At 64.1% G+C, this 13,835-nt stretch carries 10 protein-coding genes; 3 read left to right on the top strand and 7 right to left on the bottom strand.

Annotated features, from left to right (window positions below; all coding sequences use genetic code 11):
- The first annotated feature begins 214 nt into the window (after positions 1 to 214).
- Positions 215 to 1,444, top strand: coding sequence for an NAD(P)/FAD-dependent oxidoreductase (locus CXY75_RS13000; protein WP_104083222.1), 1,230 nt, complete (start codon positions 215 to 217; stop codon positions 1,442 to 1,444).
- A 155-nt stretch (positions 1,445 to 1,599) separates the two neighbouring features.
- On the opposite strand, the gene CXY75_RS12995 is transcribed toward CXY75_RS13000, so the two are convergent.
- From CXY75_RS12995 to CXY75_RS12965, 7 genes are all read right to left on the bottom strand, one after another.
- A complete protein-coding gene (locus CXY75_RS12995) occupies positions 1,600 to 2,982 on the bottom strand; it encodes a dicarboxylate/amino acid:cation symporter (RefSeq protein ID WP_233201897.1) in 1,383 nt (460 codons plus the stop codon).
- Positions 2,983 to 3,263: 281 nt separating this feature from the next.
- Positions 3,264 to 3,617 (bottom strand): DUF488 domain-containing protein, encoded by a 354-nt coding sequence (locus CXY75_RS12990; protein ID WP_104083220.1) that lies wholly within the window; start codon positions 3,615 to 3,617, stop codon positions 3,264 to 3,266.
- 5 nt (positions 3,618 to 3,622) lie between these two features.
- Positions 3,623 to 4,381: a respiratory nitrate reductase subunit gamma gene (narI, locus tag CXY75_RS12985; protein ID WP_104083219.1), complete on the bottom strand. Its 759-nt coding sequence runs from the start codon at positions 4,379 to 4,381 to the stop codon at positions 3,623 to 3,625.
- Positions 4,378 to 5,103, bottom strand: coding sequence for a nitrate reductase molybdenum cofactor assembly chaperone (gene narJ / locus CXY75_RS12980; RefSeq protein ID WP_233201896.1), 726 nt, complete (start codon positions 5,101 to 5,103; stop codon positions 4,378 to 4,380). The genes narI and narJ overlap by 4 nt, the downstream gene beginning before the upstream one ends.
- Positions 5,100 to 6,800 carry a nitrate reductase subunit beta gene (narH, locus tag CXY75_RS12975; protein ID WP_104083218.1) on the bottom strand — a complete coding sequence of 567 codons (1,701 nt, stop codon included), beginning with the start codon at positions 6,798 to 6,800 and terminating at the stop codon, positions 5,100 to 5,102. The genes narJ and narH overlap by 4 nt, the downstream gene beginning before the upstream one ends.
- Entirely contained in the window at positions 6,800 to 10,564 is a 3,765-nt protein-coding gene (locus CXY75_RS12970; protein ID WP_104083217.1) for a nitrate reductase subunit alpha, read from the bottom strand. The genes narH and CXY75_RS12970 overlap by 1 nt, the downstream gene beginning before the upstream one ends.
- Before the next feature lie 227 nt (positions 10,565 to 10,791).
- Complete coding sequence (locus CXY75_RS12965; RefSeq protein WP_158251199.1) at positions 10,792 to 11,481, bottom strand: metalloregulator ArsR/SmtB family transcription factor; 690 nt, start codon at positions 11,479 to 11,481, stop codon at positions 10,792 to 10,794.
- 250 nt (positions 11,482 to 11,731) lie between these two features.
- Here CXY75_RS12965 and pdhA point away from each other — a divergent pair, with 250 nt between their 5' ends.
- Positions 11,732 to 12,802, top strand: a complete 1,071-nt coding sequence (pdhA, locus tag CXY75_RS12960; RefSeq protein ID WP_199182452.1) for a pyruvate dehydrogenase (acetyl-transferring) E1 component subunit alpha — start codon at positions 11,732 to 11,734, stop codon at positions 12,800 to 12,802.
- 11 nt (positions 12,803 to 12,813) lie between these two features.
- Entirely contained in the window at positions 12,814 to 13,827 is a 1,014-nt protein-coding gene (locus tag CXY75_RS12955; RefSeq protein ID WP_233201894.1) for an alpha-ketoacid dehydrogenase subunit beta, read from the top strand.
- Positions 13,828 to 13,835: the final 8 nt, after the last annotated feature.

The raw sequence follows: 13,835 nt of genomic DNA, 5'->3' as shown, positions 1-13,835 counted from the left end.
ATGGCGGTCCCGGCGAGCTCGACCAACGGAAATGATCAAGCTCCGCAGACAGCCGCCGTTGACGCCAGCGGTCCGCAGTGCAATGGTGCGCCGAGCGGATGCCTGCGAGCACCAGCGTTCCACGCCGCGCCGCTTCGCGCCCCCGAAGAGGCACCTCGCCCAATCAGGCAAACCCACGTACAGTCGGAGCACACCCCTCAGGAAGGACCACGACATGGCCGGCCAGCAGAATTTTGTGATCGTCGGGGCGTCCCTCGCGGGGGCGAGCGCGGCCCGTGCGCTGCGCGAGGAGGGCTTTGACGGGGATATCCACCTGATCGGCGCCGAGGAGCATCGTCCGTACATTCGGCCGCCGCTGTCGAAGGATTACCTCGCTGGCACGGCCGAGCGCGACTCCATCTTTGTGCAGAGTGAGAGCTGGTACCCCGACCATGGGGTGCAGTTTCACCCCGGTACCCGCGCTGTCGGTCTCGACCTCGGCACTCATCTACTCAGCACCGATGACGGCGCGCAGATGAGCTATGACCGGCTGCTGCTGGCCACCGGTTCCCGGCCGCGCCGGCTGACCCTGCCGGGAGCCTCTCTCGGCGGCGTGCATTATCTGCGCACCCTCGACCACTCCGACCAGCTCCATGCGCTGCTGACCGACGGCGGCACACGACTCGTCGTCGTGGGGTCCGGCTGGATCGGCATGGAAGTGGCGGCGACGGCGCGCACCCTCGGCAACGAGGTCACCATCCTCGAACGCGGCCCGGTACCACTCGCGGCAGCGCTCGGCACCGAGCTTGGCAATATGTTCGCGACCCTACACGAAGCAAACGGCGTGATCATCCGCCGATCCGTCGTCGTTGACAGCCTGGTTGGAACGGATGGCCGGGTCACCGGGGTCCTCCTGGCCGGCGGCGAAACCGTGCCGGCTGACCTCGTCTTGGTGGGCATCGGCGCTGTGCCCAACGTCGAACTGGCCCAGAAAGCGGGGCTCGCGGTCGACAATGGAATTCTGGTCGACGCGAGCCTGTGCACAAGCGACCCCCACGTCTTTGCGGCGGGCGATGTGGCCAACGCCGAGCATCCGCTTGCCGGCATGCGCCTGCGCAGCGAGCACTGGGCGAATGCACTCAACGGTGGCCCGGTCGCCGCCAGGGCGATGCTCGGCCAGAGCGTGTCGTTCGACACCATCCCGTATTTTTACAGCGACCAGTTCGACGTGGGCATGGAGTACTCCGGCTTCGGCCCGCTGACCAGCAATGCCGATCTGGTCTACCGGGGCAACCGAGAGGCCCGCGAATTCATCGTGTTCTGGCTGAACGCCGGCCGGGTCGTCGCCGGCATGAACGTGAACGTCTGGGACGTCAACGACGCCGTGCAAGCGCTCATTCGCCGGGGTGAACCGGTTGATCCAGCCCGGCTCGCCGACGAATCGATCCCCCTCGACCAGGTCTAGCGCCCCTGGCTCACACCTCGAGCAAAGCGGATGCCGCAGCGCCGGTCAGAAGCCGCCGGTCGAGGCACGAGGCACGAGGCACGAGCGAACGAGACCCATCACGGATCTCGATCGCTCGCAAGCTCGCGCCTCGATCAACGAGTTGCACGAGCGAGCTAGGCCCGCGTGTCGGCCAGCTCGCTCGGCGCGGCCACGTCGGAGTCGTCCGTGAACGGCTGCGCCGTTCGCGGCGCGTTGTAGAGCGCCTCGTCGAGCATTCCCTGTCGCTTGGCCACAATGGTCGGCACGAGTGCCTGGCCGGCGACGTTAACCGCGGTGCGGCCCATGTCGATGATCGGGTCGATGGCCAGCAGTAGGCCAACCCCGGCCAACGGCAGTCCCAGCGTGGAGAGGGTCAGCGTCAGCATGACGACGGCGCCCGTCGTGCCGGCGGTCGCCGCGCTACCCAGTACGGAAACCAGAACGATGAGCAGGTACTGGGTGAGGTCAAGCTGGATGCCGAAGAACTGGGCCACGAAAATGGCGGCGACGGCCGGATAAATCGCTGCGCAGCCATCCATTTTGGTCGTCGCGCCGAGCGGAACGGCGAAGGATGCATAGCCGCGGGGCACGCCGAGGCTGCGTTCGGTCACACGCTGGGTCAGGGGCAGGGTGCCAATAGACGAGCGCGACACGAATCCGAGTTGAACCGCCGGCCACACGCCCGAGTAGTACTGCTTGACGGAAAGCCCGTGGGACTTGATGAGAACGGGGTACACCACGAACAACACCAGGATCAAGCCAATGTAAATGGTGATCGCAAATTTACCGAGCGACCCCATCGTGTCCCAGCCGTAGACCGCAACGGCGTTGCCGATCAGGCCGATCGTGCCAAGCGGCGCGACGCGAATGATCCACCAGAGCACCTTCTGAATGACTGCCAAAGCGGATGCGTTCAGGTTGAGGAAGGGTTCGGCCGCCTTGCCCACCTTCAGGGCTGCAATACCCACGACGATGGCGATGACAAGAATCTGCAACACGTTAAAGCTGATGTTGGTGGTCGCGGTGCCGTCGACGACGTTGGTGCTGGCCCCGATGCCGAGGAAGTTCTTGGGGAAGAGCCCGGTCAGGAAGGCCCACCAGTCACCGGTTCTGCCGGAGTACTCGCCGCCTTCGGCGATGCCGGTGCCGGCTCCCGGCCGCACCAGCACGCCGAGCCCGATACCAATGAGAACGGCAATCAAGGCGGTGATGGCGAACCAGAGCAGTGTGTTCCAGGCCAGTTTTGCCGCGTTGGCCACCTGACGCAGGTTGGCGATGGAGCTGACCACGGCCGTGAAGATGAGGGGCACAACGGCCGCCTGCAGCAGTGAGACATAGCTCGACCCAATAATTTTCAGCGTGGCACCAAGGCCGTTGGGGCTCGCTTCCGTGCTGCCGGTGTACTTGGCCACGAGGCCAAGGCCGAGGCCAATGATGAGCGCGGCGATGATCTGAACACCGAAGGACTTTGCCCACTTGGGAATTCTGCTGGTACTGACGGGAATTGCTGAAGACACTGGTCGACCTTTTCTGTAGTCATTCGTGAGACACGCTGACGCCCAGACCCGCATTGCTGGGAACCCTCAGGATTTCCTTTCGCGTGCAGGCGGCTCTAAACCCAAGGCTGACAGTTCGCCCAGTATTCCTTGGAGCCGATTGTGACGCTGTGCGTCAACTACTTCCCCCGCCGGTCGAGGCGCGAGGAACCCGCCAGTCGAAGCGCGAGGAACAAACGGTCGAGACGCGCGAAGGATCTCGATCGCTCGCAAGCTCGCGCCTCGATCAGCGGAACCCTCGATCAACGAGCCTCGAGGTACTCCGCGAGCACGCGAGCGTGGTTTACGTGCGGGTCCTTGGCCCCGTAGACCAAGGTCGTGTCGCCCTCGGCGACGAGCGCCCGTAACGTGACAACGGCCGCCTGCGTTTCGGTATGCGAATCAAGTTCGGCCCGGTAGCGCAGCGCGAACTCGTCCATGCGCTCCGGGTCGTGGTCCCACCAGGTGCGCAAGCTGGGCGACGGCGCGACCTCTTTGAGCCACTCGTCGAGCTCTGCACGTTCCTTAGAGACGCCACGCGGCCAGAGGCGATCAACCAGCACCCGGCATCCGTCGGTTGCGGATGCCGGTTCATACGCCCTCTTAATACGCAGCACAGCCCCTACTTTCTTGAGCGCTCCAGCGGGCGCTCGCTCTTCTCCCAACCGCGGCGCGGCGGGCGCGCCCCCGCGCCATGGGGGTTATCCCGTGAACGGTACACGACGTATGGCCGCACCAGGTAGCCCAGCGGTGCCGAAAACACGTGCACCAGTCGGGTGAATGGCCAGAGCAAGAACAACGTGACCGCCGTGAGCACGTGCAGTTGAAAGAAGAACGGTACGTCGCTCATCAGCGAGGGGTCTGGCTGAAAGCTGAACAGTGAGCGAATCCACGGCGAGATCGACCCGCGATAGTCGTAACCGCCACCGAAAATTTGGTACAGCACGGTCGCCGTCGTACCGAACGTGATGGTGCCGGCCAGAAACACGTACATGACCTTGTCCATCACCGTCGTCACGAGCAGAACTCGCTTGGTCAGGCGACGCCGGTAAATCAAAATGGCCAGCCCAGCAACGGTCAGCACGGCTGCGAAACTACCCAGCCAGGTGGCGCCGAGGTGATAGAGGTGCTCGGTCACGCCGAAGAATTCTAACCACTGTTTCGGAATGAACAGGCCAACCGCATGCCCTCCGATCACCATGAGGATGCCGTAGTGAAACATGGGCGATCCCCAACGCAGCAGCCGGTTCTCGTAGGTTTGGCTCGAGCGGCTTGTCCAGCCGAACTGGTCGTAGCGGTAGCGCAGCAGGTGCCCAACCACGAACACCCCAAACGCGGCGTAGGGAAAAGCGACCCAGAGCAGGTAATCCCAGGCGGTCATCGGCTTACATCCTCATGTGAGTGTGCGGAAAACGGCTTCAAATTGCCGAGGTAGGTCATGCCGACCGTCTCGGTCGGCGGCCCCTCGTTGACCAGGGTGAGGTAGCGTTCGCGGGTCTCGTCGTCAATCTTCGGCAACGACAGCGACACCGCCTCAACGAGGTGGGCGTATGGGCTCTCGAATTTCTCCAGGGCAGCGCGCAAAACTTCGATGCCGTCGCGGTGCGCGGCGAGCAGCTCCTGCGCGATTGGGGAATCCGACAGCGCCGAGAACTCGAGCACCATGGGCAGATAGTCCGGCAGTTCGTCGGCGTCGACCTGCCAACCGGCCGCCCGGTACGCCTCGACGAACCGCACCAACGCCATGCCACGCCGGCGGGTGTCCCCCGCGGCGTAGTAAGTGAGGTACGGGCAGCACTTGCGCTTTAAATCGAAAATCGCGGTGAAGTGGGTCGCGAGCTGCTGCTCACTCCAGCCGTCGACCGCCATGAAGAACGCGTCGAACGCCTTCCGCAGCGGGCCGGGCAGTTGAATAACGGATGCGCGCACCAGCGAAAACTGCCGCTGCCGCTCCGGCGTGGGGTAGTCCAGCAGAATCGACGCCGCCATGTGCGCGATAACCCCGTCTTCCGCCGACAACGGCACCGAGGCAATCGCCCGCGGGGCCACCTTGGGCGCCCGAAAGCCAAAGTTCATTCGAGCGCCGAGCGTGCGGGTGCTCATGCCAGGCTGCCGGCTGCCGGCCGCGGCGGGAACATGCCCGTTGGCGCTCCACTGCCGTTCCAATTGAGCAGGTTGACCCGGCCCGAGGTCGTCGGGCGGGTCTTGATGATCGGCGAGTCGCCGACCATCTCGTTGTAGTTGTAGACGGTCCCGTTCAGCGGCATGCCGGGGGTGTTACCGTAAGGGCCCGCAGGGCCAGCGTCGCCGCCGTTGTGGGGGCCAGCGTGCGAGTTAGGTCCACCCATGCCGGGGCCCCCATCGTTGTCGAGCGAGCAGCCGAGCTCGTCGAGCTCACGCGCGGTCTCGACGTGGGCCTTGGGAATGACGTAACGGTCCTCGTACTTGGCGATCGCAAGCAGCCGGTACATGGCCTGCATGCTCTCACCAGTCATGCCGACCGCGTTCGGAATGCGCTCATCGGGCTCGTTGCCGAGGTTGATATCGCGCATGTAGGCGCGCATCGCGGCGAGCTTGCGCAGCGAGAGCTCCACGGGAACGACGTCGCCGGCCGAGAACAGCCCGGCGAGGTATTCCACCGGAATGCGCAGCTTGTCGATGGCAGCGAACAGGGTGCGGGCGTCTTCGCCATCGTTGCCCGAGTTGCTGACAACGTCGACAACGGGCGACAGCGGGGGGATGTACCAGACCATGGGCATGGTGCGGTATTCCGGGTGCAGCGGCAGCGCGACCTCATACTCGGTGATGAGCTTGTAGATGGGGCTGTTCTGGGCGGCTTCAATCCAGTCGTCGGCCATGCCCTCAGCCTTGGCTGCTGCAATAACCTCGGGGTCGAACGGGTCGAGGAAGCAGGCGCGCTGGGCATTGAGCAGGTCCTGGTCGTTTTCGATCGAAGCTGCTTCAAGCACGGCGTCGGCGTCGTAGAGCATAAGGCCCAGGTAGCGCAGGCGTCCCACACAGGTTTCGGAGCAGATGGTGGGCTTACCCTGTTCGATCAGTGGGTAGCACAGCGTGCACTTCTCGGCCTTGCCCGTTTTGTGGTTGAAGTAGACCTTCTTGTAGGGGCAGGCGGAGACGCACATGCGCCAGCCGCGGCATCCGTCTTCGTCCACGAGCACGATGCCGTCTTCTTCACGCTTGTACATGGCGCCGGAGGGGCAGGCCGCCACGCAGGCGGGGTTCAGGCAGTGCTCGCAGATGCGCGGCAGGTAGAACATGAAGGTCTCTTCGAACTCCATCTTCACCTTCTCGCTCATCGTGGCGAGAATGGGGTCCTGCGCCGCGGTTTCCTGCGAGCCGCCGAGGTCGTCGTCCCAGTTGCCCGACCACTTAATGTCGATGTCCTGGCCGGTCAGAAGGGACTTCGGGCGGGCGACCGGGCTTTGCGTGCCGGCCGGAGCTGTGGTGAGCATGTCGTAGTCGTAGGTCCACGGCTCGTAGTAGTCGTCGATCTGCGGCAGGTTGGGGTTGTTGAAGATCTGCGAGAGCTTCTTCAGGCGACCGCCGGCCTTCAGCTGCAGGCGGCCGCGACTGTTGCGCACCCAGCCGCCCTTCCATTTGTCCTGGTTTTCGTACTCGCGCGGGTAGCCAAGTCCGGGCCGCGTCTCCACGTTATTGAACCAGGCATATTCCACACCGGTGCGGTTGGTCCACACCTGCTTGCAGGTGACCGAGCAGGTGTGACACCCGATGCACTTGTCGAGGTTCATAATCATCGACATCTGGGCCATGACACGCATTAGTAATCTACTTTCTGGCTGCGACGACGAATCACGGTGACCTCGTCGCGTTGGTTCCCGGTCGGGCCGAGGTAGTTGAAGGCGAAGGACAGCTGGGCGTAGCCGCCGATCAAATGGCTGGGTTTTAAGAGGATGCGAGTGAGCGAGTTGTTCGTGCCGCCGCGCATGCCGCTGGTCTCGGCGACCGGCACATTGATGGTGCGGTCCTTCGCGTGGTACATGTACACCGTGCCCTCCGGCATGCGGTGCGAGACGATTGCCCGCGCCACGACGACGCCGTTGCGGTTGTACGATTCGATCCACTCGTTGTCTTTAACACCGATTTTTTCGGCGTCCTGCGGACTCATCCAGATGGTCGGGCCGCCGCGGGAGAGCGAGAGCATGAGCAGGTTGTCCTGGTATTCGGAGTGGATCGACCACTTTGAGTGCGGGGTCAGGTAGCGCACGGCCACCTCGGCGTGCCCGGCCGGGTCCTTACTCGTGGCACCAACGATCGAGTCGTCGAACAGGCGGTGCATGTCGAGCGGCGGCCGATAGATCGGCATCTGTTCGCCCAGTTCGATCATCCAGTCGTGGTCGAGGTAGAAGTGCTGGCGGCCGGTGAGGGTGTGCCAAGGCTTCAGGTGCTCGACGTTGATGGTGAAGGCGCTGTAGCGGCGACCACCGTGCTCTGAGCCGGACCATTCCGGGGAGGTGAGCACCGGAACCGGCGCGCCCTGGACATCCGGATAGCTGAATCGTCGGCCTTCGTTGTCGCTGGCCAGCTGGGCCAGTTTCACGCCGGTGCGTTCCTCGAGCTGGCGAAAACCCTGGGTGCCGAGGCGCCCGTTGGTCGTGCCCGACAGGGCGAGCACCATTTCGCAGGCGTGAATCGCGGTCGACAGGCGCGGGCGGCCTTTCGCGGGCCCGCTCGGCACCAGGCCGTTCTTCTTGCCGAGGTACTCCACCTCAACATCCGGGTTGAATTTCACACCCTTGGTGACCATGCCAAGCTTCGCGGTGAGCGGCCCGAGTGCGCCAAGCTGCGCGGCGAACGCCGGGTAGTCACGTTCGACCACGACGAGCTTGGGCATGGTGACCCCGGGAATGAGCGGCTGGTCATTCAACACCGTGCCGTGCGGGGTGGCCATGCCATCAGGGGTGTCGTGTTGCAGCGGCGCCGCGACGAGGTCCTTACGTACCCCGAGGTGTTCCACCGACATTTCGGAGATTTTCGCGGCCAGCACGTGAAAGATGTCAAAATCCGTCTTGGCCTGCCACGGCGGCGCGATCGCCGGGTTGAAGGAGTGAATAAACGGATGCATATCCGTCGTCGAGAGATCATTCTTCTCATACCAGGTGGCCGGCGGCAACACCACGTCGCTGTAGATGGTGGTGCTCGTCATGCGAAAGTCGCTCGTGACCATCAGGTCGAGCTTGCCTTCCGGCGCGCTCTCGTGCCATTTCATGGTTTTCGGGCGACGAGCCGGCATGGATTCGACGGCGCGCACAGCGGAGTCGGCTCCGAGCAGGTGCTTGAGAAAATACTCATTGCCCTTGCCGGAGGAGCCGAGCACGTTGGCCCGCCAGACCACGAGCACCCGCGGAAAGTTCTCTGGAGCATCCGGGTCTTCGCAGGAGAACTCGAGTGAGCCGTCGTTGAGCGAATCAACCACGTATTCGGCTGGCTCCTGCCCCGCAGCGACCGCATCATCGACGAGGTCGAGCGAGTTGCGATTGAAGGTGGGGTAGCTGGGCATCCAGCCGCGCTTGGCCGATTCGACCATGGTGTCCGCGGTGGTGCGTCCCTTGAATATCCCGGTGCCGAGCGGGCTAGCGAGGGTGTCTGCACTCAACCCGTCGTAGCGCCACTGATCGGTGGCGAGGTAGAAGAAGCCGGTGCCGATCATCTGGCGTGGCGGCCGCACCCAGTCCAGGCCAAAGGCGTACTGGCCGTAGCCGGTGAGCGGTCGCACCTTTTCCTGGCCGACATAGTGGGCCCAGCCGCCGCCGTTCACGCCCTGGCAGCCGGTCATGGTGGTGAGCGCGAGAAAGGCGCGGTAAATGGTGTCGGAGTGGAACCAGTGGTTGGTGCCTGCCCCCATCAAAATCATCGACCGCCCCTCGGAGTCCTCGGCGTTCTGGGCGAATTCGCGGCCGATGCGCGCGGCGGCCTGCCACGGTACCGAGGTGATCTCTTCTTGCCAGGCGGGGGTGCCGGGGGTGGAGGCGTCGTCGTAGCCGGTGGGCCATTCGCCTGGAAGGCCGTCGCGGCCAACGCCGTACTGGGCGAGCAGCAGGTCGAACACGGTCGTCACGAGCACGCCGCCGACCTCGCGCACCGGCACGCCTCGGCGCACGACGCCGGCCGCTCCGGCATGCCGTTCGCCGACACTGTCTCCGCTCGGCGTGATGTCGAAGCGGGGCAGGTCAATGACGACGGAGCGACCGTCGTAATCGGGGGCATCCGCTATGGAGAGCAGCGGGTCGCGACCCTCGAGGTCAAGGTTCCACTTGCCCTTATCGGCCTCGCTAAACCGGTGGCCGATCGAACCGTTCGGCACGAAGGCCGTTCCGTTCTCATCAAGCATGACCGTCTTAAACGCAGCACTTGAAACGGATGCGTCGGTGCCGGGCAGCGCGTCGGCCGTGAGGAACTTGCCGGGAACCCAGGCATCCTGGCGCGGGGTGAGCGCGATCAAATAGGACGAGTCGCTGAACTTCTTCATGTAATCGACGAAGCGCAGGGTGCGGCGGTCGACCAGGAACTCTTTCAGAATGACATGGCCCATAGCGAGGGCGAGGGCGCCATCGGTACCGGGGTGCACGGCGAGCCACTCGTCGGCAAACTTGGAGTTGTCGGCGTAGTCGGGTGAGACCGTGATGACCTTCTGGCCGCGATAGCGAGCCTCGACCATGAAGTGTGCGTCGGGCGTGCGGGTGACGGGAACATTGCTGCCCCACATGATCAGGTAGCTGGAGTTCCACCAGTCGGCCGATTCGGGCACGTCGGTCTGATCACCGAACACCTGCGGGCTGGCGACGGGCAGATCGGCGTACCAGTCGTAGAACGAGAGCATGGTACCGCCAAGCAGCGAGATAAAGCGGTTGCCAACGCCCTGCGACACGATCGACATGGCCGGAATCGGGCTGAAGCCGGCGACCCGGTCGGGGCCAAACTCCTTGATGGTGTGCACGTGGGCGGCCGCGACGATTTCGGCGGCCTCATCCCAGCTGGCACGCACCAAGCCACCCTGGCCGCGGGCGCTCTTATACTGACGGGCGGTCTCGGGGTTGCCCGTGATTTCGGCCCAGGCCAGCACCGGGTCGCCGAGGCGGGCCTTCGCTTCGCGGTAGATATCGAGCAGCACGCCACGCACGTAGGGGTACCGCACCCGAGTGGGCGAGTAGGTGTACCAGCTGAACGCGGCGCCGCGCGGGCAACCGCGGGGCTCGTATTCGGGGCTGTCCGGGCCGACACTGGGATAGTCGGTCTGCTGGGTCTCCCAGGTGATGATGCCGTCCTTGACGTACACCTTCCACGAGCAGCTGCCGGTGCAGTTCACGCCGTGGGTCGAGCGCACCTCTTTGTCGTGGGTCCAGCGGTCACGGTAGAACGCGTCGGCGGCGCGGCCGCCCGTCTTGAACACGCTGCGCAGGTCTTCGCTGGTTTCTCCGCGGCGAAGAAAACGACCGAGCTTCAACAGCGAGTCGGCGACCGGGCCGTCGGTGCCTGACTTAGTTGTGGTGCTGGTGGTGGTGGTCTTGCTTGTGCGCGTTTTCACGGCTGCCCCTTGCCTGCCGGGGAATGCCGCAGTGGCAATCACCCTCACAACGAGCTTCGCCGCTGGGCAGAAGCGCGACAACCGCGAAGTACCGTGAATAATGATTTGCCCGGGCTTGAGGTACCACCTTGGGCCCCATGCACACCTCGCGGACGCCGCGAGATGCCACCTTTGGCCCCATCAGCGCCCGCACGGGGCCAGAGTTGCCATCTCGTGCAGACGAGCGCTCAGGCAGACACAATTCCCACGCCCGGCACAGCCGCGGGCGCGGCGTCGTCGCTCACAACAGACCGGGCCACCACGTCGATCACGCAGAGGCGCGGGGCGTCGCTGAGGTTGAGACCCACCGCGCGCAGCGGGCCGTCGGCTTGCTCGAGCACGCCCTGAATCAGGCGGTAGTGCACGCCGCAGACCTCGGGGTGGTCCTTGACCATCTCCGAATACGGACAGTCGTGCAGGCTGAGCTGTTCGCTAGTGGCCGAACGGCTCGCATCAAAGCCAGCCTGGTCGAGGTGGTCGTCGAGGGCGTCGAGCTGACGCTGCACTGCGGGGCCGGTGCAGCCAGCCCAGGCTGGCTGGCTGGCGGAACGCAGCGGAAGCATCCGTCGTAGCTGCTCAGCACGCTCCTGGGCCGCTTCGATCTTGCGAGCGCGAATGGAGCCGAGCTCTGTGCTGACCCCGCCGGCGGCACTGTACAGCATCTTCGGGCGACCCTTGCTTTCACGCGGCTCGGACGCACAGGTGACGAAACCATCATGGATCAGGCGATCGAGGTGTTCACGGGCGGTGTTGGGGTGCAGGCCAGCGGCTTCGGCGAGGTCATTGACCGTCATCGTTCCGCGGCTCTGCAGTTGGTAAAGCAGGTTCATGCGGCTCAGACTTGCGAGCGTTTTGTAACTCGGGGGTTGTGCGGCCATAACTCTATTATGTCCTCCCATAATGGGCGGCAGCAGACCCTTCCAGCTCAGACTCGCGAGGAACTCGGGGGTTGTGCGGCCATGCCTTTATTATGACCGCTTACGCGTAAATCAATTGCAACGGGCGGCAGCAGAATCGTCTAGTTTTCCCCCTTCCTTCCGCAGATTCTCCCGTTGAGCACGGTGAAAGGAAAGTATTCAATGCAAAGCATTAGTCTTAATGGACGAATCACGCAGGAAGTGGGACCACATGGCGGCAAAAGCCCAATCGAAAGCAGTAGTCGAATCCACTGGTGGTGAACCCGCAGACACCCTTCGTTCCTATTACGAGCAAATGTCACTGGTGCGATCCTTCGAGCTCCGCTCCAGCGAGATGTACGCCCGCGCCAAAATCGGCGGCTACTGCCACCTGAACCTCGGTGAGGAAGCCACCGTTGTCGGCCTGATGGCCGCCATCGAAAAGCGCGACTACCTGTTCACCGGGTACCGCGACCACGGTTACGCCCTCATGCGCGGCATCTCTCCCGAGAGCGTCATGGCCGAACTGTTCGGCAAGGTCACCGGAGTCTCCGGCGGACGCGGCGGCTCGATGCACATGTTCGACTCCGAAGCGCGCCTGCTCGGCGGGTACGGCATCGTCGGCGGTCAGATCCCCCCGGCGACCGGGGCCGCGCTCGCCCTGAAATATCAGGAAGCCGCTGGTGCAGACGCTGCGGCAGTAATGTGCTTGCTCGGCGACGGCACCACCAACATCGGTGCCTTCCACGAATCACTCAACCTGGCCGGGCTGTGGAAGCTGCCAATCGTGTATGTCATCGTCAACAACGGTCTCGGCATGGGAACGACGGTGGAGAAGGCATCCGCTGAACCCGATCTGTACAAGCGTGCCGCGTCGTACCGTATGCCCGGCGTACGCGTTGACGGTGACGACGTTCTCGCCGTGCGCGACGCCGCCCGCGACGCCCTCAAGCAGGCGCGCGAGTCACGCCAGCCGGTGCTGCTCGAGGTCATGTGCTATCGGCTGCGCGGCCACTCCGTGGTCGACCCGGCCCGCTACCGCGCGCCCGAGGACACCACAATCGCCCAGCAATCCGACCCAGTGCCGAGCTTTCGCGCCGAGCTGATCGCTTCCGGCGTGCTCACTGAAGCGGATGCCGCCGCCATCGACGAGGCCGCCGACGTGCGCGTCTCTGCAGCGGTCGTTTTCGCCGACGAGAGCCCGGAGCCGGACGTCGACGACCTGTTCAAGTATGTATACGCGACGGCGGTGGCGAATGCGCCATCAGCGTTGCCCGGAGAACCCGTTATGGACGCACTGTGAACACTGAAATCGTGAATACTGAAGTAACAACCACCCGCACGATCACCTACCGCCAGGCGCTCAATGAGACCCTGCGCGCCGAGCTCGAACGCGACGAGAAGGTCTTTCTGATCGGCGAAGAGATCGGAATCTTCGAGGGGTCATACAAGATCACCGCGGGGCTGCTCGAGGACTTCGGACCAGAACGTGTGCTCGACGCACCGATCGCCGAGGAGGGTTTCGTGGGCGCAGCCCTCGGAGCCGCGATGCTCGGCATGCGCCCAGTTGTCGAGATCATGACCATCAACTTCAGCCTCATCGCGATCGACCAGATCGTGAACCATGCGGCCAAGATGCGCTCCATGTTCGCCGGTCAGGTCTCGATTCCGCTAGTCATTCGCATGCCCGGTGGCGGCGGTCAGCAACTCGCCGCGACCCACTCGCAGAACCTCGAGGTGTGGTACGCGCACATTCCCGGGCTCAAGGTCGTCGCCCCTTCGACCCCGGCCGATGCGAAAGCTCTGCTGGCGGCCGCTATTCGCGACGACGACCCGGTGATCTTTTTGGAAAACCTCTCATTGTACAGCGCCAAGGGCGAAGTACCCGACGGCGAACAGGTCGCCGAGATCGGTAAGGCCGCCGTCGTCAAGACCGGCACCGACCTCACCATCGTGAGTTACTCGCGCGGTACAACGACCGCCCTCGACGTGGCACATCAGCTCGAAGCCGAGGGCCTCTCGATCGAGGTCGTCGACCTCCGCAGCCTACGTCCGCTCGACCGCGACACCATCTGTGCCTCGGTGAAGAAGACCGGCCACGCCGTTGTCTTTGAAGACGACTGGCTCAGCTACGGTATCGGCGCCGAGATCTCCGCAACCATCGGCGAGGGCGCGTTCGACTTTCTCGACGCCCCCGTGCGCCGCGTCGCGGCCGCAGAGGTTCCATTGCCCTACGCCAAGTCCCTGGAGAAGGCAGCGCTGCCCAGCGCCGCTGACCTTGCCAAGGTCGTGCGCGAAGTACTCAATATTTCCACGAACGACAAGTAGGAGCCGGC

Origin of the sequence: Cryobacterium sp. Y11 (assembly GCF_002929535.1) — a bacterium.
Lineage (GTDB): Bacteria > Actinomycetota > Actinomycetes > Actinomycetales > Microbacteriaceae > Cryobacterium.
This window is presented reverse-complemented; position numbering and strand designations above follow the sequence as displayed.

Bases quoted from the DNA above. Each gene is read 5' to 3' on its own strand.
- CXY75_RS13000 (WP_104083222.1), top strand. From the start codon at position 215: ATGGCCGGCCAGCAGAATTTTGTGATCGTCGGGGCGTCCCTCGCGGGG.
- narI (WP_104083219.1), bottom strand. From the start codon at position 4,381: ATGACCGCCTGGGATTACCTGCTCTGGGTCGCTTTTCCCTACGCCGCG.
- narJ (WP_233201896.1), bottom strand. From the start codon at position 5,103: ATGAGCACCCGCACGCTCGGCGCTCGAATGAACTTTGGCTTTCGGGCG.
- narH (WP_104083218.1), bottom strand. From the start codon at position 6,800: ATGCGTGTCATGGCCCAGATGTCGATGATTATGAACCTCGACAAGTGC.
- CXY75_RS12965 (WP_158251199.1), bottom strand. From the start codon at position 11,481: ATGGCCGCACAACCCCCGAGTTACAAAACGCTCGCAAGTCTGAGCCGC.
- pdhA (WP_199182452.1), top strand. From the start codon at position 11,732: ATGGCGGCAAAAGCCCAATCGAAAGCAGTAGTCGAATCCACTGGTGGT.